The organism is Calothrix sp. NIES-2100 (assembly GCF_963875285.1).
In the GTDB taxonomy this organism is placed as follows: Bacteria; Cyanobacteriota; Cyanobacteriia; order Cyanobacteriales; family Nostocaceae; genus Aulosira.
Window position 1 is genome coordinate 8526404 of sequence record NZ_CAWNLA010000001.1, and the last position, 18743, is coordinate 8545146.

Consider the following 18743-nt stretch of genomic DNA (forward strand, 5'->3'; position numbering starts at 1 on the left):
CAAAACCTCCCCTCCCCGCAAGCGGGGAGGGGATTGAGGGGTGGGGTAAAATGCCTGTGGAATAAGCGTTTTGACTTAAGTTGACACCAATGGGTTACCCCCTACAATTTGGCATAATTTATTTTTTGGAGTTCCCTAAGCTTCTTGTCGCCAGACATCGCCTGATATTTTAGACTCAGTTTTTCGCTAAGCTAATCTTCGAGAAACAAATAGCTCTGTGATTGATTCACAGAGCCAAATTAAGCAATCCTCAAGTCGTCTTCCAGAACGCTCTCAAGCTGAACTGTATTGCTTTGTAGTATCCGAACTTGGTATTAAGCCAAATCAAAAAGCAAGATTTCTGCACTGGCGCTGGTGCTGATTTCGAGTTTTTCTTCGCCACTGACTTGTACGCCATCACCTGCTTTGAGTTCCTTACCGTTGACAGTGGCTACACCTTGGGCTACATGTAACCAAGCATAGCGATCGCTCTTGACGTGATAATTAACCACATCACCCTTTTCCAGAATAGATGCGTATAGATCTAGATCTTGGTAAACTTTCACAGCGCCATCACGCGCATCTTTAGCAGCGATTAAACGTAGTTGTCCCCGCTTTTCTTCTGGAGAAAAAGTTTTTTGCTCGTATCTGGGTTTTAATCCTTGCTGATTGGGTAGCATCCAGATTTGCAGAAAGTGAACCGGTTCAGTTTGCGAATGATTATATTCACTGTGGGTAATACCAGTACCAGCACTCATGATCTGTGCGTCACCAGGACGAATCACCGAACCTGTACCTAGGCTATCTTTATGCTCTAAAGCGCCAGACAAAACATAAGTGAGGATTTCCATGTCACGATGACCGTGAGTGCCAAATCCAGCACCAGGAACTACCGTATCATCATTGATTACCCGGAGAGCGCGAAATCCCATGTAGTTGGGATCGTAAAAATTACCGAAAGAAAATGTGTGGTAACTATCGAGCCAACTAATTTTAGTATGACCGCGTGAATTGCTGTCATGAACTACAAGGGTCTTGGTATTTTGAGACATAAATCTACCTCGTTTTTAGTTGATTTCCTAAATCTACAAATCTACTATTTTCAATGCTAAATAGTGATTATTTCTGGCTTTGACTGCACAAGAGGTGGAATTAAATATCCATTTCATCTGGCGTAATTATCAGAGTTTTTGCCAGAAATAAAACTGCCAATACCCTTGCTCAGGGAAATTGTCAAATCTGGTTTTGAACTATTTAAATAGTAAGCTATATAAATACAAAATGAAAAGTACGCACTTAAAAGTGGCGTACTTACCAAAAAGTTACTGCTCGATGGAAAAAGTTGACTGGACGCAAAAATGATTACTTCACAGATGCTGGCTGTTTATTGGCTTTAGCAGCAGATGCGCCATTTTCAGCTTTGATTTCTGCTACTTGTAGATGAGCCTCTAAGAACCAGAGACGTTTATCAATGGTACGGGAAACTTCAGTATAAAGGTCAGCAGTGTCAAGATCGCCTAAATCATCAGTTTTGGCGATCGCTTCCCGCAGATGTTTACCATAAGGTGCAAAGCGATCTGCTAAAGCGGTCACATGATCTTTACCATCCAAAATATCAAAGGGATATTCTGGCAAAATCGAATTGCTAGCTGCTGCGCGGGCTGTTCCTACGGCGTAGCCACCTAAAGCTGTGATGCGTTCAGCAAACATATCGATATACTCTTCAAGTTCGCCAGCAATTTCATCAAACAACTCATGCAGCTGATAAAAATCAGTCCCTTTAACGTTCCAGTGCGCTTGTTTGACTTGGGTTTTTAAATCTAAACTAGCTGCCAAAGTTTGGTTGAGAATTACCACGATTTGCGATCGCGCTTGGGCAGGAATATCAATGCGGGTGGGATAAAGACGGGATGCAAGTTTATTGTCGCTCATGTTTAGTATCTGCTTGGATCGTCATAACAAGTCTACAAATAGTGCTTTAGTTTTTGGAACTTCCTAGAGACAGAGGGAATTTCGCCATCCATCAATTATTATCTTCTGCATAAGCAAATTAGCTCACTCAGAGTCGATGGTTATCTATGGCACTAAATGTGCCCCCAAACAGGCGATCGCGGATAGTATCATTCTGCAAGAAATCATGGGGGAATCCCAGATCAATTTGACTGACTTGATTGAGGCGTTGCAGATGTTCTGGTGATAAGTTGACATCTAAAGCCGCTAAGTTATCTTGAAACTGACTGAGTTTACGTGCGCCGATAATCGGGATAATGATACCGCTTTGGGCGCGTAACCATGCGATCGCTACCTGTGAAGGTGTGCATCCAATTTCACCAGCAACTTGACTGACTACATCTGCGATCGCTAAACTGCGTTCGGAAATACTTCCAGTTCCAGGATTTGCTAATCGCCCTGGTTCGTCGCTTGCTTGCGGTGGCTTGTTATACTTGCCTGTGAGGACACCACCACCCAAAGGTGACCAAGGTGTGACTGCTAAATCCAAGGCTTTGGCCATTGGGATTAAGTCCCGTTCCGGTGTACGCTGAATCAAACTGTATTCCACTTGCAAAGCGACAAACTGTGTCCAGCCTTGATAGTTCGCGATCGTGTTAGCTTGAGAGATAATCCAAGCAGGTGCGTCAGAAATCCCAATATAGAGTACCTTACCTTGACGAACGACATCATCAAGCGATCGCATGACTTCTTCTACAGGTGTAGTAAAGTCCCAAGCGTGCAACCAAAATAAATCAATATAGTCAGTATTCAGCCGCTTTAAACTGCCTTCTAAAGACTGAACTAAATTCTTACGATGGTTACCACTACCATTGGGATCGTTCCTGCTGTCGTTCATCCGCAAAGGAAAGGAATATTTAGTAGCCACAACAAAACGTTCCCGATCCTGAGCGATTAACTCACCAACAATTTTCTCACTCGTACCATCTGTATAACCATTAGCGGTGTCGATGAAATTACCGCCTGCTTCCACAAAGGTATCAAAAACCTGACGACTTTCATCTTTAGAAGCACCCCAACCCCAATCTTCACCAAAGGTCATTGTTCCTAAGCAGAGTTCCGAGACTCTCAAGCCACTTTTACCCAAAAGTTTGTATCTCATCACAACTTTCTCAATGACTGAAATTGAGTTTAGCAGCGATGTGTTGCACTTTTTTTGCTAGTAATATCAAAATCTTGCTTTTATGGGATCGTTTTACAAGTTTGAGAATCTTGCTGATTGCTAGAAAGCACATACCAAAATTCCCACCCTAAGATAGATTCCTTATTGCGAAATCCCAATTAAAATAATATCCACTTATAAGTTTTTGAATACATCTAACATTTAATATGCTTACCCGGTTTCCACTAATCGCTGCCAGCTTCATAGCTGCCGGTGTTAGTATAGGTACGCTTGTTGGCATTGCTACCCCGGCTTCGGCTCAGCAGGTAATCACTTGTGAAAGCTACAATAATCAGGGAAGTAGTTGTTCGATACCGACAACAGGTAGAGTACGCCTTGTCAGACAGTTATCTAACGCCAGTTGTCGAGACAATTGGGGCTATAACAGAAATCGTATTTGGGTGACAAATGGTTGTCGCGCTCAGTTTGTCGTAGGCGATCGCGGATTCAACAGAAACCGTAGATACGACAGAAACCGTAGATACGATAGATACGACAGAAATGATCGCTACGACAGAGGCGATCGCTACGACAGAGATGATCGCTACGACAGAGGCGATCGCTACAACAGAGATGATCGCTACGACAGATAGGAAACTAAATCTTAACCAATCAAAAGAACTAGCACAAATCTCGCTTTCATAAAGGTGTCCTAGCTAGTGGATGCCTTTTTGTAGAGTACTCAAAGTAAAAAAATGCCCAGTTGTCATTGCGAGAGAAGCGTTCACGAAGTGTTCCCGAAGGGTAGCAATCCCAACCCCTGCGATTGCTTCGCTCCGCTCGCAATGACGGGTTTTGGATCATTTATTTTGTGGAACACTCTATATGAGAAATTAAAATTGTATGGATTGATTAACATATATTTCCACGGCTGTACCGGCTGGTAGAAACCAAACGTTAGTTCGTTGACTCATTTGGGAGATTGCTTGTTGATTGCGTTGGGCAATTTGGGGAACTACAGTGTTCATACCACCTTCAAAAACTCCAGCCAAAAGGTTACGATCGGGGTTACTACTGCTAACAATAGTAGTAGAACCACTTGTTGTCACAACTTGGGAATCAGTACGATTCATTAACTCTGCTGCTTTACCAAGACCACCTAAGACAAATAGTCCTATATCCATACTGGCAATAGATGATCCCCGATTGGGAAATTGGTTAGCGATCAGAGGTTTACCTTGGGGTGCGCGAATCATCAGCGCATTTGGAGCTACACTTCTTTCTGTAAGTTGGCCTCGATCTGGTACAATTACTTTCACTATGTTGAGCTTGACCAAACCTTGCTCGGAGAGAGAACTCATTTGAGTTAAGAATTCAGTATTTGCAGGAATAGCGATCGCCCCATCTACAGCTTTTAATGGTTCTTGCAAACGTACTACAAAAATATTTGTGCTATCTTGCTCTGAGGAATTAGATGTTTCGCCAAATACTGCTGTCGCCAACACAGCTTTAGCATGACTCCCGACTGCTAGAGATTTGGGACTCTGCTGTACTCCTTGACTCACCACAGAAGTTTGCTGATTTGCTGTTTGTTGAGGCTGGGGATTTGTTGGCTGTTGCTCCCCCTGATTATTGTTTTGTTGTGGACTTGGCGTTACATTCGCAGAAGATTGATCGCTATTACCCACCTGTCCATAGCTACCTAACTTTGCTAAATTTTGCCAAATTTGGACGGGATTTGGTGTCGATGGTGGAGTGACATTCACTAATGGTTGAGGTTGTGGGTTAACAATTATTGGTGGTTGAGGTGGTGGTGAAACGGGAGTCAACGGCGGTTGCGGATAGGGAGATCTGACAATCCGTTCCCGTTCAACTGTGACGATCCGAGGTACGTAAACTGTTGATGTCGGTGTCGGTGTTCTGGTAAGCGCAGTTTGTCTAGATCTAGAAGCATCCAACTGTGAATTTTGGGGAACTAACTCAGAAGGCGATATCTGTTTTCCACTTCTAAGTTGTTGTTGTGCTAATTTCACAGCCTCGGCTTGTTCAGTCAGAGCTAACTTTGTTTTGAGAGTCTCTACTTTTTCAGCCAAATCTAATTCTCTAGATTCTTGTGGAGTTGGCGATCGCGTTTGTTGAACTACAATCTGCTTATTTCTTGGTTTTTGTTCAGTACTACTCATCATCTGAGTCAAAAACCCACCAGCAAATAAAACTATCGCTAAAGTCGCAGCACCTACCAAGCCTAACTTAGCAAAGGGATTTGATGATAATGATTGTTCAGTTTTCTCTTCTGTGGGTTGAGATGGTGATGGCTCTTTGTTAGCTGATTCTTCTATAACTTCACCATCAGTAGATAACGATTCTGCATCTAAACCCACTAATTGTGCTATTCGTGATTCCCAATCTTCAGAATTTACTTCTAATGAATAGTTGTCAGATTGGTGATTAGCTAAATTTTGTGGAGGAGTCCCTGAAGAAATTGAATTATTGGTCATAATCTTCAAAAATTAAGGTAAATGCCTGGTAAATTTTGAGCTGATTGCTAGAGAAAGATTGTTTATTTTTGACCGATAACAATCTGTATAGGAATTACAAACATCTATTCCCCTTTTCTTCCTTCCTTTGTTAGGAACGATTACACTCTGTAGGTAATATCTTGATAATTCACGTTAATTTCCTTTCCTCAAATCAGATTGCTCTAGCCTTAGTAATTCTGCTGTTTCCAATTACCGATTACCACCTATAGTCACACCTAAGTTCACAAATCCTATTTATTAGTATTCCCAATGACAAAGCCTGTTAATACATCCGCAATTGTGACAGCAACCACAACTAATAAGGGGGTTCTGGCGATACTTTGCCAATCTTCATCTTTGCGCACGGCGTTGACTACGCCTATCAGGGCGACGGCTATATATAGTAGGTATAATGCCCTTAAGACGTTAAAGACTAATCCTACTGCTAATTGAGTGTTCCCGCCGTTGCTTGTCCCTTGGGTGAGGGTGTTTTGAAAAAAGTCTTCGGCTTTTTTGAAGAATTGTGCTTGCGCTGGGGCGGCGAAGTAGTCTAGCCAGAAGATGCTCAACATAGTAACTGCTGCTAATATTTGCAGTGGGAAAAGCTTGCTTTTTGGTATTGCTATTTGCTGCCCGATTCGCTGTATTACTATTGTGATTAAACTCCCCATGAGTAGACAAAAAAGTAATCCGGGGCTTTTCAGGCTGATGACGCTTAATAGGACTGCACAGGCTAGCAAAAATGGTACTGATTCAATTAGCCGCAGCCGCCACCAATTTAGGATTACAGTTAATTGAGCAATAGTTTTTATTTGATGAAAAAATATTCTGGGAAAAATTATCTGTTTAATGTTTCGCCTAGACATTTGATAAAGTTCTATTAATTATGGGAGTTAGCTTTTATTATTATATTAAAGCAACGACCAAAGTGACGTTTTGATCGGCTTTTAAAAGACTTCTTGTCAGTAGCAAAACCTTCTCTATCCGCCATTATCCACGCCACTTGACGACAGTTCGCACAACGCTGCAAAGCAGGAATTATCTCCCTAGGGGAGGGGTTCTGCTTTGCAATCCGCGTCTACCCGTTGGGAAACCGCAAGGGCGCACTGTCTCACCGAGGTTCCTGAGCGCACAGTGGCTTTCCTTGACAAGAAGGGGACTAGAGGCGATCAATAAGTACCTCAAATCAAAGCCAAGCACTTTTCAAGCAACCTCTGAAAACGGCTAGTAATCTCAAAAATAAAAATTGTTTTTTAATAAATGACTAAGACTCGGTTAAGAGGATATTTGAAAAGTATTGTTGTAGTCTCCCAAACCCAACTCCAGAGTCAACGAAAGCGACTTGACAAACAACCTCGCAGGCGATCGCCTCTAAGCAGTCCCCGTTCCTCAACGTGACTCTAGCTTTGAGACTCGTGTCTCTAATTTGTTGACTTGTTGCTTGAGTTCAACCACTAAAGTTGCAAGGCGATCGAACATCTTATCGCGCTCTGTTGGTGATAAATTTCTGCTAGAGCCACTAGGCGATCGCGGAGTCAGTGTTGTTCTTGGCGATGGAGACTTTCCCGTTTGACCTAGTTGATACTGTATCTGATTTAACTGCAACTCAACACGATTCAAGTCAGCTTCCAGGTTATTAATCCGAGATTCTACTTGTTGTGATGAAGCAGTATTCGATAACAACCCTAACCAAAGAACAATTGCAAAAACTCCAGCAAAAAATAATCTCTTAAACATTATTATTTACTCCTTAGGGTAAGTAGATAGTAGAAAAAAAATCACTATCTACTACCCCCGCTATATTTTCTGATCTTAATTCTCCCTTTTATTCAGCTTTATTTATCAGGTTGTAGGTGAGAAAAAAGTCTTTGCCAATCAATAGAATCACTGGGATTGTCTCCCGCTTTTACCTCAAAAGTCAGGTTAGCAGCTTTTGGTTGTTTTAAAGCTTCTATGCAAATTTCAGCCACATCTTCACGGCTGATTTTACCTCTAATATTATCACCCTGCTCCACAATTAAGTCTTTACCACCTGTTTCTTCAGTTAAAGCGCAAGGTCGAATAATTGTGTAAGAAATTCCACTCTTTCTTAAACTCTCTTCTCCCTGCAATTTCCAAGTTAATATTCCTCCCAATTGGTCATTTAATCTCACGGCTGGAGGTTCTTCATCTAAATTAATACCAGGGCGACCAGGACGAGTTACACCTGCGGAACTGACTAAGACAAACTTTGGTAAAGTAATACCACTATAAGCTTTAATTGATTCCACTTGCAAGCTAAATCCACCAGGTGAAAAATGCGGATTTAATGCGCCGTCATATTCAAATTTGCTTAACATCAGTTGCACCGAGCAAACTCTGCTAGCATCGATTGGTGGTGCGTCCTTAACAATTTTGGCGCGAAATACAGGAATAAGATCTGCAAAAGGAATCCGAACATTTATCCAGGTATTAGCTACAGTGTCGAAAGAATAGCCATAACCAATTCCGTCCCATTTCCCATCCGTCCGCAGAAATAATTTATAGCGTTTACCATCACCTCTAACGCGCAGTTCTACACCTTCGTAACCAAGTAAATTGAAGGGTGGATCAAAATTCTTAGTTCTCACAGAAGCAAAGCCTCCAGAATTGGCGGTAGAGACATTACCAGCAAACAAAGCTGTATTGTCTACAAATTGCATATTACTCGCACTCACACCACCCATAACCACATCATCCAAAGCTCCCCAGATATTCCGCAATTCATCTGATGGACTGGTAAAATCAAATATAAGTTTTTCATTTGATTTATTTAGATAATTTGTCGCTGCTTCTACCAAATTTTTCACACCGCGATATTCTACATTTTCGGGTGTATCGCCGACAATTTCTGGTTGGTAAAATTTGATGCCTTGATAATATTTGGCTCTATCTTCTGTATCTCCTTCTATTGGTTGCACCCGTACCGCCGTGCAACATATCACAGCTTGAATATTAGCCATAACAACAGAAGTTAAAGTTTCTGGTTTAGTAATATCTGCAACTACTAAATCAACATCATTACCCAAAATTGCTCTAGCTTTCTCGATGTCACGGACAAGACAGCGCACTTGCTCGCCACGTTCTAATAATTCCTTGACAACACGTTTGCCTAAACCACCCGTTGCACCAGCTACTAATATTGCACTCACATTTATTCCTCCATTGGGTTGATTTTTATCATTCTTAGGACGACCTTGGATTAACTTTTGTATGCAGTTAAAAAAAGGAATAACCTCAAAATATGTCAAGGTTTCAATGAATCTGCCTAAGTCCCATTGAGAACGATTTTTGTCAGCCACGATCGCGCCCTCTTAACTTTCTTTAGTCTAGAGCATTTGTCATTTGTCATTGGTCATTTGTTATAACGTGAGTGTGATTCTGACTCCTCCCTCTCCTAGTAGGAGAGGGAGGTTGGGTGGGTGAGGTTTGTCGAATTTATGTTTATCTATAAAAATTAGTGGGCTTCAAATTCCCTTTTTCTCAAAGAAGTAGAGGATATTGGGACAATTTGTTGATGTAGACGACAAGAAACGATATCTTCAGAAATTGTACGTTAGATTTTCCATACCCCTGTCCCACCACAAGCCCAATACCCTGGTGGCTGAGCAAAGTCGTTGGCGCAGCCTCTCGCAGAGAAGCCATACCCCTTGTCCCGCCACAAGCCCAATACCCAATACCCTATGACCAACTATTTCCGTTCTAATGTTGATGCAATGGCTAGCTATGTCCCAGGTGAACAGCCACCACGGGGGACACCAATTATCAAACTGAATAGTAATGAAAACCCTTATCCCCCCTCACCTGCGGCCTTAGAAGTACTGCGGAATATTGATGGCGAATGGTTGCGACGCTATCCAGAACCATTTGGCGGCGAATTTCGCCAAGCTGCTAGTCAAGTTTTAGGTATTCCTAGTGATTGGATCATTGTGGGTAATGGCAGTGATGAAGTTTTAAACATCGTCATCCGTGCTTGTACTGAACCGGGACGCAAGGTAGTCTATCCCATGCCTACTTATGTGCTATATCGCACATTAACCGAAATGCAAGCGGCAGATATTTTAGAAATTCCTTACCATGAAGATTACAGTTTGCCTTTAGCAGAACTCATAGCTGCTAATGGTTCGGTAACATTTATTGCCTCTCCTAATAGTCCATCTGGTCATGTAGTCCCAACTGAAGATTTGCGGAAATTAGCTTGTGAGTTATCTGGGGTTTTAGTAATTGATGAAGCCTACGTAGATTTTGCTGAAGAAAATGCTTTGGATTTAGTTCGAGAATATGAAAATGTCATCATTATTCGGACGCTTTCCAAAGGTTACTCCTTAGCAGGATTGCGCCTAGGGTTTGGGGTAGCAAATCCCCAATTATTGTCTGGGTTGTTTAAGGTAAAAGATAGCTATAACATTGATGCGATCGCCTGTGCAGTTGCGACTGCTGCGATCGCCGACCAAGATTATAAAAACGCTTGTGTAGCCAAGATAAAAGCCTCAAAAACACAGCTAGCATCAGATTTAAAACAATTAGGTTTTATTGTTTGGGATTCTCAAGCCAATTTTTTACTAGTCCAGCCTCCTCAAGGAAATGCAGAATATCTCTATCAAAAACTGAAGCAGCAAAAAATTTTAATCCGCTACTTTCAGCAACCAGGACTAGATGATAAATTACGCATCACTATTGGTACTGATGAGCAAAATCAAACTTTAGTGCAGGCGTTGGTTGAATTATTGGCTCAAAATTGAACAATAGAGACTAAGTAGCTCAACCTAATTAAACATAAAGGCGGATTAGCTTACTTTCCCCTACAATCCTTCTTAACTAAACCTTATTGAACTTTGATCGCATTGCTATAGCAATCCTATTTCAGTTGTGAAAAATATCCGTTGTGGCTGTTGACTGTTGACAGTTAACAGTCAACAAGCCTTTACGAAATATTTCATAAATCATTTAGGATTGCTATATATAAATCCTCCTTAAGGCTTAGATAACTATGCTTTAAGCATGAAGTTATTAACCCTTTATCAATAGAAAATGTAGAGGCAGTTGAGTTAAAAACTGGTAGTTGCAACTATGTTTAACATTGGGGACTATGTGTTAAATCAAAAAACTGGACATCTAGGGAAAGTAATTGGTTATGGACACCAAATAATGAATAATGTCTATATGACAACCCTAAAAGTACTTGTAGCCTCAGCTACAAATTCACCGAAAAAAGAATTAGTAGTAGAAGATGTAATTTCCGAGTGGAAACAGGGATCAGCAGCTTAAAGTTTGCTGTAGCTATCAGCTAGTAAACTGGCAGAATTTTTATCTAGAAATAAAGTTGCTTGAGCTTGTTGACGCAGAATAGAAGCAGGACATTTTCTGTCAATTGCTCCCTGTAATATATCCTTAACTATATTTGCCTTACGCTTTTCTGGTGCAAGGCAAATAATTTTTTTAGCTGTACAAATTAAAGGTAAAGTGACAGTAAATGCGTATTGCGGCACATTGTCTAAATTGGTAAATTGGCCTGTATTCACTTGTTGTTGTCGGTTGATAGCATCTAGCTTGACTAGTTTCACTGTGTAAGGATCTTGAAAATCAGCCACAGATGGATCGTTAAAAGCTAAGTGTCCATTTTCGCCGACACCAAGACAGCATAAATCAATGGACTGTGTTTGCAGCAGTTTGGTGTAGCGATCGCATTCGGCCAAAGGTTGCAAAGTATCTCCTTCTATATAGTAAAATTGCTGAGGTTTAACTCGCTGCTCTACACGCTCCCGCAGATACCTCCGAAAACTAGCAGAATGATCGCCAGAAATCCCTAAATATTCATCTAAATGAAATAAAACAATCCGCGACCAATCTACACCGCCCAAAGCAATCAAAGCATCGAGAAATTTCAGTTGAGAGTTTCCTGTCGCTAACAATACTGTAGCTATATCTTGTTGCTGAAGAAGGTTCTGTAAATATTGGCTGACAATTTCTGCAACATTTTGTGCCATTTCGGCTTCAGTGTTGTAAATTTGCACCATCAACTCATCAACACGAAAACTCTTTGTATCGGCTAGCATTTGCTTACACAGGTAAAGATAATAGATGTCTCAATTAAATCAGTTATGGGACTAAGCAATTGAGTGCAATCTAACTTTTAGAGTAAGGGAAATATGGCACAGATGTAGCAGATTAATTTGTATTTATTTGCCATATCCTCTGCCTCATGGTAAAAAAATTGGTTCTGAAGTAATAGGATTTCTGACAATTATTTAGCTTAATGTATTTTGATGTAGGGTGTGTTGTCGCGCAGCGCAACGCACCGTTAACAATTCAACGTGCGTTTGTTTACAGTGATTGTCTGGTAAATAAACATTTTTTAATCTCACGCATTCGATGTTCGCGCAGCGTCTCGTAGAGAAGTCGTTCTCCCAGAGTAGGCGCAAAGACGCAAAGGAAGAAATACAGAAATCAGCATGTGGTTTAAATACATAAAAAATCCTGTAAGGCTATCTGCTTGAATAAATAATTAATTATCACCAAGGCATAAGCAATGTACAATCTTTAAATAAGTTTTTATTTCTTGTTGGAAAATTTAAAATCATATTTTATATCTGTCTATACAAGTGGGTAATCTAAGTATTAAGGAAATACTTAGGATTTACATAATATGAATCCAGTTTATATTACTCCAGGTGACCACATCTTCTACCATTGTGGAACTTACGAGCATCATGGAATATATTGTGGTGATATTTCTTATAAAAACAAAGTTTATCAAAATGTTGTGATTCATTTTGAAGGAAAATTCAAAAAAGGTCAAATTAGAGGAGTATCATTTGAAAAATTTGCTAAAGAACATGATATTTATGTAGTTCAATATAAAAAAGGTTCTTGTTTTTCTCGTAGTTTAGTTATAGAAAGAGCCATAAGCAAGCTAGGAGAACCTGACTATAATTTGTTTGCCAATAATTGCGAACACTTTGCACATTGGTGTAAAACGGGTACAAAAAGATGCGGTCAATTACATAATGTTATAGAAGAAAATGGGGGCATTTTAGGAGCTGTAATAGCAGGAGGAGTTGCAGTTGCAGCTCTACCTCTAGCTGTTCCTGAAGCTGCTGTTATTGGCTTAGCTTTAGCTGCTGGTTATGGTGGAAGAGAGTTAGGAAAATTCCTTGCAAATTTATGTTCAGACAGACCAGATTATAATGATTCAGGCATTCCATTTTTTCTAAAATAGAATGAAATCACTATTATTCGTAGGTTGGATGGATAGGGGGTAGCGGAACCCAACTAATAGCAACTCTCTATCAACTTGCGCTTGGTGCGTACTGCTCTCTTCCTTGGCGTTCTTGGCGTTCTTGGCGGTTCAAGTTTCCCAGATGGGGAAATTTAACTCCCCATCCCTACATGATTCCGTTACTGACCTTTCTGAGCTTTTAATTGAGCCGCCTCACTAAACGTTTTGTATAATTGAACACGGCTTTTAGCTTCTGGATAACGGCTATGGTTGGATGACACCTGACTCATTAAATCAGAAGCTTCTTGCCACTGAGCAGCTAAAGCTGACCATTGTTCTGAAGTTGTCGCTATTTTCCCAGATGCAGAAGCTTGATTAGCAATGCGCACTGCGGCGGCAAATGGTTCATCAGCCTCAGTTGAAACAGTTTTGGTGACAGTCTCAGGTGAAGCTTCTTCTGGCTTATTCGCTAACGATTGAGAAGCGGCTGCATATTTTTTATATAGCTGAATGCGGGTTTGAGCTTCTTGATAGCGACTGTGGTTTGGTGACACCTGACTCATTAAATCTGAAGCCTCTTGCCACTTACTAGCTAAATCTAACCGTTGCTGTGAAGTTGTGGCTGTTTTACCTAATGTAGAAGCTTGATTAGCAATGCGCACTGCGGCAGCGAAGGGGTCCTTGGCTGCTTGAGAGATATTTTTAGTGGTGGTAACATTTGCACCTTGCATTTTGACAGATGAAGGTTGAGAAGTTTCTGCGGAAATAGAGGTTTCCTGTTTATTTTCTAACCAACTGTAAGCACCCCAAACTAGCAACAGTAGAGGTAGGCATAAACTAGATACTTTCAGTAGGTCAGTTGCCAGGGAACGACTTGGTATATTTTTACTCTGAAATCTATTTTTACTTTTGATCCTATTTTTTCTTCTAAAAACTACACCTCGCAAAGAATTAGGCTTAGGTAAGCTAATTTGAGCTAGTTCTGTTTTCGACTGTTTGAGATCTTGAAAATCTTTAATTGCTTGCTGAATAATATTCGGTTGTGGTAAGGTAATTTCCTCTGACCAAAGCAATTGATTATCGCGATCGCGGTAAATTTCCGTTAACCAAAGTAATTGTTGTTCCCTGACAATTCGACTGTTAATATTTACCCGGCGAATATTACGCGGTGCAATAGACTCCAGGATTTGCCTGATTTTTTGCACTATAGCGTATTGCTCTAGTTGCTCGACTGTCGGTGCTTCGCAGAGAAGTTGTAAGACACCATCGGAAAAAATGGCTCTAGTTCTCACACCAGATGCAACTAGTTTTTCGTTCAATATTTGAATGATCGCGGCGACGCTACCTTGGTGTGCTTGCCAAGCGATATCGTTTATCCGATCTCTCATTTTTAATTTAGTGATAAATTGCCCACCCTGATTTGTTAACGAACTCATTTTATGTATTTAGGCTAGTATGTTTATGCAAAACTTCGCCTTGTTTTTGATTTTATGAGTAAAGATACAAGGTTGACACATAAAATCTTAAAAATAAGGACGAAATTCTATCTTTAGATAGAAGGCTGAATCTGCATCAGTTAGTGTAGTCCTGATTTTAGGTAATTGTCCACTTGTTTAGAGCGGAATATTACCTGTACAAGTACATGTATTTGCTGGTTATCATACAGCGAAAAATGATTGTCTGGGGCGATCGCTGTTTACGTAATTATACTAAATTTTTGGTAGATAATACTAAATAGTCTCCGGATCAATACCGAGGTTGAGCAAATATTCCTTCAATACTTTCCACCTGTGACCCCGCCTGTCTAGCTTGCTATTGGGGTTGCTGTCTGGTCAATTTTTCTTGTTTGGTGCGCCTGTGCTAATTCCTCAGGAATTAGCAATTTTTCTCCAGTATCTTCTCAATCAAAGCTAATTACTTGCCCTGTTGGTAATTAAGTTAACCTTCCCTAAGGAGTGGCAATGGGAGGGTGGTAAATCCACCCCTATTGTTTACTTCCGTTCTGGATGACCTGTCTCTTCTACGGTATGAACACCCATCTGGTTAATAACAGCAATCATTTGATATAATCGCCCCAAATCGCGTTGATTGAAGTATAAAACCAGACGAGGTAATCCAACTGTTTCATCTTGGCCTTCTTGAGATAATGCCTGACTTTTTTCAATCTTTCCTTTCACCAGAATGTCGCTAAAGTCAGCATTGAGTTTTTCTACCTCAGCAGCAGATAAATCCGTTGTGAGGCGAATTACCAACTGATCGCCTACGTAGCGGCTAGAGTGATAAACCTGGTAAAATCGGGTAATTGCATTACAAGCTACATCCACGTTGTCTGTAACTGTGTAAAGACTAGGGTCTTCGGGACTGACAAGACCTTTTTGCACTAATTGCTCATCGATGTATTCACTCCAAGAGCGCCAGTAGTCGCCACCAGGGCTATCGATTAAAACTAGAGGTACTGGGCCAAATTTACCAGTCTGGCTTAATGTCATGCACTCAAATGCTTCGTCTTGGGTGCCAAAACCACCGGGAAACAAGGCCACAGCATCACTTTCTTTTAAGAGAAATAATTTGCGTGTGAAAAAATATTTGAAGTGAATTAGCTTTGAATCCCCCTCGATATAAGGGTTTGCTTGCTGTTCAAAGGGCAATTGAATATTTAAGCCAAAGGAATTTTCTCTTCCCGCACCTTCATGCCCCGCCTGCATGATACCACCACCACCACCTGTCATCACCATAAATCCCAACTTGGAAACAGCGCGAGCAAACTGCACTGCCATGTGATACTCTGCGGTTTCTGGCGCTAGGCGAGCCGAACCAAAAATAGTTACTTTCCGGACATGTCGGTAGGCATAAAAGAGTTGAAAACCCCGCTCCATATCTGCTAGAGCAGCCGATAATATCTTCCAATCGAGACGCTCAATGTCAGTATCAGCTAGCCGCACTATGGTAGCAAGTGCCTGTTTGATGAGTTGCTGATTTTTTAACGTCGGTAACCGATCAATTAATTCAGCAATGTCCGCCTGTAGAGACTCTAATGTATCAAACGACGCAGATGAAGTCATGTTAACTGCTGCCACAATGGTATTATATTTTATCTAATTTTGGAGTACTATGTATCAACCGTTGCAACGTTAGTCGATTACCAACAGCTTTTTGAGATTGACAGATTAGGCGATCGCATCGCCTGATATCGCTAATTTATGGGACGTTTGCGAAAATACATATATCCATCGTTTCGGTGAATTGATTTGCAATACTTGTGCCTAAGTGGGCTGATTTTGCCCAATGGAGTTCTGATTTCAAAAACTCCTCCCGCACTGTTAATCTATCGACATGAGGAAGAGCAAACTTTCCAGATGGCAGGATTGCACCTACTATGTCGCCAGTTTCAAACCTAAAGAAGGTTTTGCGCCTGGTTCCATGCTTAACAGGGTGGCGGCAACAAAAAGCACCTGTGGTTAATTATCAACCAAGGCGCTAGTACAGCTTCGCGGAAGTCAAAATTCAAAATTCTTCTCTTCAAGTTCTGTTGTTTGTTAGCCGTTGGCGTACCCCGGAGCTTAAGCAAGCTAGCAAGAGCGTCTCCCTGAGGAGAAGTCAGACGCAAGGGGCACTCGCGCTTCGCGAGCGCTGGCTTTTAACGCTCAACGCCAGAAAATTCCGAAGCAAAGCGACACGCCATCCCCGTGCGGGAGTGGTTCAGGAACGCACTGGTTCGACTTTCCGCAAAATTCAAAAAGCTTATGAATTAGGCTTTTCCTCTATTGTGTAAACGCATAGCGGTTTGCGGCAGGGTATGGTAGCTGTCTTTCCGCCGTCTTGTGCTAAGGATGTCCTCAACAGCAATAACTAAATTAATTTAGCAGCGCTAATTTTAACAGATTTACCACTGTAAAAAGTTTTATTGAGACGCGAAATTTCGCGCCTCTCAAACTTGTTTACAAATATTGACCTAAAAACTAGAACAAATGGAAAAATCAGAAGAATCTGACGACCGATTGAGATTCAAAGATACTTTTCCAATGTGTTAGCTAATGTAGTTTTAGGAACAGCACCAACGACCATATCAACTTTTTGCCCACCTTTAAAAATCATTAATGTGGGAATGCTGCGGATGCCGTACTGACTAGCAACATTAGGATTTTCATCAGTATTGACTTTAACGACTTTGAGCTGACCTTCGTACTGAATGGCAATTTCATCCACTACAGGAGCTACCATCCTGCATGGACCACACCAAGGTGCCCAAAAATCAACTAACACAGGTACTTCACTGTCGAGTACTTCTTGCTTAAATGTAGAATCCGTAACTTGTGCGGCTGCTGACATGCCTAAAACCTTTGCCAATTATATTTCGGAGTTTCGTGAAAATTCTACCATAGCAAAAACAGCTGCTTAGAAGCGAAGGATGTACATTTGCAAAGAAGCTCGAGAATTTATTTATAAAAACATAAGGAACCGCCCGAACATAGTCCGGGCGGAGTGTGGTGTGAGGAGTGAACGGAAACATGCGTCTCCGCTATCTCTATTGTAGGCGACATATGTAATTTTTCCAGTAATTGTTTAAGAGGCTGGAAAAATTTCCGCAAGGGGCATGGGGCATGGGGCATGGGGCATGGGGCATTGGGCATTGGGCATTGGCCTCCTCTGCTTCCTTGTCTACCTTGTCCCATTTCTCCCCACACTCCCCACACTCCCCACACTCCATGCCCTAGCCTAAGCGCCCCTTTATTTACCCATGCCTAGTTGTTGAGCTTTTTGGTAGACTTTGCCTTCAGTGAGTAGGGAAGGAGCAATTACAACTTCAACTTGCTGCATTTCTTTAATGTTTTTGGCTCCTAAGGTGCCCATACTCGTCTTTAAGGCTCCTAAAAGATTATGAGTCCCATCATCTAACCCTGCGGGGCCAATGAGGATTTGCTCTAGGGTACCAGTGGTAGCAACGCGAATGCGGGTTCCACGAGGTAATACAGGGCTAGGAGTTGCCATTCCCCAATGATAACCCCGTCCAGGAGCTTCGGCGGCTCTGGCGAAGGGAGAACCAATCATGACACCATCAGCACCACAAGCAATGCACTTGCAAATGTCACCGCCGGTGATTAAACCACCATCAGCAATTACAGGAATGTAGTTACCAGTTTCCCGATAGTAATCATCTCTTGCGGCGGCACAATCTGCGATCGCAGTTGCTTGGGGTACGCCTACACCCAACACACCACGGGAGGTACAAGCAGCACCAGGGCCAATCCCTACCAATACTCCAGCAGCCCCAGCTTTTAACAGATTCAAAGTAACTTCGTAAGTTACGCAATTCCCCAAGATTACAGGAATGGGCATGGTACGACAGAATTCTGCCAAATCCAAAGGCACGATAGACTCTGGTGACAGGTGTGCTGTAGAAACTACCGTAGCTTGTACAAAAAATAAATCTGCCCCAGCTTTGGCTACCACTTCGCCATATTTACTTGCTCCGGCTGGCGTAGCACTTACTGCTGCTATCCCACCTTGTTGCTTAATTTCCTGAATACGTTTTTCAATTAGTTCCGGCTTTATTGGTTCGGCATAAAGTTCTTGCATCAGGTGGACAAATTCATCTTTGCCCACGGCAGCAATCTTATCTAAAATCGGTTCTGGGTCAGCATAGCGAGTTTGGATACCTTCTAAATTGAGGACACCTAATGCTCCTAACTCTGACAAACGTACAGCCATCCGCACATCGACTACGCCATCCATCGCACTGGCAATGATTGGGATTTCTCGCTCAATATTGCCAATTCGCCACTTAGTATCTGCCAAACTCGGATCGAGTGTTCCCCTGCCAGGTACTAGTGCAATCTCATCAATTCCGTAAGCTCTCCGAGCCGTTTTGCCCCGCCCAAGTTGAATGTCCACGCTT

The 18743-nt window shown here is 41.7% G+C and carries 15 protein-coding genes and 1 pseudogene; 4 read left to right on the plus strand and 12 right to left on the minus strand.

Annotation, left to right across the window (positions count from 1 at the left end; all coding sequences use genetic code 11):
* Positions 1 to 314: 314 nt before the first annotated feature.
* From AACU32_RS34660 to AACU32_RS34670, 3 genes are all read right to left on the minus strand, one after another.
* Positions 315 to 1031 (minus strand): pirin family protein, encoded by a 717-nt coding sequence (locus AACU32_RS34660; protein ID WP_096606717.1) that lies wholly within the window; start codon positions 1029 to 1031, stop codon positions 315 to 317.
* 310 nt (positions 1032 to 1341) lie between these two features.
* Positions 1342 to 1911 carry a DNA starvation/stationary phase protection protein Dps gene (gene dps / locus AACU32_RS34665; protein ID WP_096606719.1) on the minus strand — a complete coding sequence of 190 codons (570 nt, stop codon included), beginning with the start codon at positions 1909 to 1911 and terminating at the stop codon, positions 1342 to 1344.
* Positions 1912 to 2038: 127 nt separating this feature from the next.
* Positions 2039 to 3091 carry an aldo/keto reductase gene (locus AACU32_RS34670; RefSeq protein ID WP_096606721.1) on the minus strand — a complete coding sequence of 351 codons (1053 nt, stop codon included), beginning with the start codon at positions 3089 to 3091 and terminating at the stop codon, positions 2039 to 2041.
* Positions 3092 to 3318: 227 nt separating this feature from the next.
* Here AACU32_RS34670 and AACU32_RS34675 point away from each other — a divergent pair, with 227 nt between their 5' ends.
* Entirely contained in the window at positions 3319 to 3744 is a 426-nt protein-coding gene (locus tag AACU32_RS34675; protein WP_096606723.1) for a DUF3011 domain-containing protein, read from the plus strand.
* Between the two features lie 240 nt (positions 3745 to 3984).
* Here the strand turns inward: AACU32_RS34675 and AACU32_RS34680 are convergent, their stop codons facing one another.
* The 4 genes from AACU32_RS34680 to AACU32_RS34695 form a co-directional block, all read right to left on the minus strand.
* On the minus strand, positions 3985 to 5589 hold the full coding sequence (locus tag AACU32_RS34680; protein WP_096606725.1) for a TrbI/VirB10 family protein: 1605 nt from the start codon (positions 5587 to 5589) through the stop codon (positions 3985 to 3987).
* Between the two features lie 272 nt (positions 5590 to 5861).
* A complete protein-coding gene (locus tag AACU32_RS34685; RefSeq protein ID WP_339378535.1) occupies positions 5862 to 6476 on the minus strand; it encodes a hypothetical protein in 615 nt (204 codons plus the stop codon).
* Positions 6477 to 6999: 523 nt separating this feature from the next.
* On the minus strand, positions 7000 to 7347 hold the full coding sequence (locus AACU32_RS34690) for a hypothetical protein (RefSeq protein ID WP_096606727.1): 348 nt from the start codon (positions 7345 to 7347) through the stop codon (positions 7000 to 7002).
* 98 nt (positions 7348 to 7445) lie between these two features.
* Positions 7446 to 8930: a CIA30 family protein gene (locus AACU32_RS34695; RefSeq protein WP_096606729.1), complete on the minus strand. Its 1485-nt coding sequence runs from the start codon at positions 8928 to 8930 to the stop codon at positions 7446 to 7448.
* Positions 8931 to 9311: 381 nt separating this feature from the next.
* Here AACU32_RS34695 and hisC point away from each other — a divergent pair, with 381 nt between their 5' ends.
* Positions 9312 to 10370 (plus strand): histidinol-phosphate transaminase, encoded by a 1059-nt coding sequence (gene hisC, locus AACU32_RS34700; protein ID WP_096606731.1) that lies wholly within the window; start codon positions 9312 to 9314, stop codon positions 10368 to 10370.
* A gap of 328 nt (positions 10371 to 10698) precedes the next feature.
* Positions 10699 to 10896, plus strand: coding sequence for a hypothetical protein (locus tag AACU32_RS34705; RefSeq protein ID WP_096606733.1), 198 nt, complete (start codon positions 10699 to 10701; stop codon positions 10894 to 10896).
* Here AACU32_RS34705 and AACU32_RS34710 read toward each other — a convergent pair.
* The gene (locus AACU32_RS34710) at positions 10893 to 11684 is read right to left on the minus strand and encodes a glucosamine-6-phosphate deaminase (protein ID WP_096606735.1); all 792 of its coding nucleotides are present in this window, start codon (positions 11682 to 11684) and stop codon (positions 10893 to 10895) included. The genes AACU32_RS34705 and AACU32_RS34710 overlap by 4 nt on opposite strands.
* A gap of 590 nt (positions 11685 to 12274) precedes the next feature.
* On the opposite strand from AACU32_RS34710, the gene AACU32_RS34715 reads away from it, so the two are divergent.
* On the plus strand, positions 12275 to 12847 hold the full coding sequence (locus AACU32_RS34715) for a lecithin retinol acyltransferase family protein (RefSeq protein ID WP_096606737.1): 573 nt from the start codon (positions 12275 to 12277) through the stop codon (positions 12845 to 12847).
* Positions 12848 to 13308: 461 nt separating this feature from the next.
* Here AACU32_RS34715 and AACU32_RS34720 read toward each other — a convergent pair.
* The 4 genes and pseudogenes from AACU32_RS34720 to AACU32_RS34735 form a co-directional block, all read right to left on the minus strand.
* Positions 13309 to 14283, minus strand: a pseudogene (locus tag AACU32_RS34720) (hypothetical protein); the annotation flags it as partial.
* A gap of 555 nt (positions 14284 to 14838) precedes the next feature.
* Positions 14839 to 15909: an LOG family protein gene (locus AACU32_RS34725; protein WP_096606739.1), complete on the minus strand. Its 1071-nt coding sequence runs from the start codon at positions 15907 to 15909 to the stop codon at positions 14839 to 14841.
* A 943-nt stretch (positions 15910 to 16852) separates the two neighbouring features.
* Positions 16853 to 17176, minus strand: coding sequence for a thioredoxin (gene trxA / locus AACU32_RS34730; protein ID WP_096606741.1), 324 nt, complete (start codon positions 17174 to 17176; stop codon positions 16853 to 16855).
* Positions 17177 to 17575: 399 nt separating this feature from the next.
* The gene (locus tag AACU32_RS34735; protein ID WP_096606745.1) at positions 17576 to 18739 is read right to left on the minus strand and encodes a GuaB3 family IMP dehydrogenase-related protein; all 1164 of its coding nucleotides are present in this window, start codon (positions 18737 to 18739) and stop codon (positions 17576 to 17578) included.
* Positions 18740 to 18743: the final 4 nt, after the last annotated feature.

Bases quoted from the DNA above. Each gene is read 5' to 3' on its own strand.
- AACU32_RS34660 (WP_096606717.1), bottom strand. From the start codon at position 1,031: ATGTCTCAAAATACCAAGACCCTTGTAGTTCATGACAGCAATTCACGC.
- dps (WP_096606719.1), bottom strand. From the start codon at position 1,911: ATGAGCGACAATAAACTTGCATCCCGTCTTTATCCCACCCGCATTGAT.
- AACU32_RS34670 (WP_096606721.1), bottom strand. From the start codon at position 3,091: ATGAGATACAAACTTTTGGGTAAAAGTGGCTTGAGAGTCTCGGAACTC.
- AACU32_RS34675 (WP_096606723.1), top strand. From the start codon at position 3,319: ATGCTTACCCGGTTTCCACTAATCGCTGCCAGCTTCATAGCTGCCGGT.
- AACU32_RS34680 (WP_096606725.1), bottom strand. From the start codon at position 5,589: ATGACCAATAATTCAATTTCTTCAGGGACTCCTCCACAAAATTTAGCT.
- AACU32_RS34685 (WP_339378535.1), bottom strand. From the start codon at position 6,476: ATGTCTAGGCGAAACATTAAACAGATAATTTTTCCCAGAATATTTTTT.
- AACU32_RS34690 (WP_096606727.1), bottom strand. From the start codon at position 7,347: ATGTTTAAGAGATTATTTTTTGCTGGAGTTTTTGCAATTGTTCTTTGG.
- hisC (WP_096606731.1), top strand. From the start codon at position 9,312: ATGACCAACTATTTCCGTTCTAATGTTGATGCAATGGCTAGCTATGTC.
- AACU32_RS34705 (WP_096606733.1), top strand. From the start codon at position 10,699: ATGTTTAACATTGGGGACTATGTGTTAAATCAAAAAACTGGACATCTA.
- AACU32_RS34710 (WP_096606735.1), bottom strand. From the start codon at position 11,684: ATGCTAGCCGATACAAAGAGTTTTCGTGTTGATGAGTTGATGGTGCAA.
- AACU32_RS34715 (WP_096606737.1), top strand. From the start codon at position 12,275: ATGAATCCAGTTTATATTACTCCAGGTGACCACATCTTCTACCATTGT.
- AACU32_RS34725 (WP_096606739.1), bottom strand. From the start codon at position 15,909: ATGACTTCATCTGCGTCGTTTGATACATTAGAGTCTCTACAGGCGGAC.
- trxA (WP_096606741.1), bottom strand. From the start codon at position 17,176: ATGTCAGCAGCCGCACAAGTTACGGATTCTACATTTAAGCAAGAAGTA.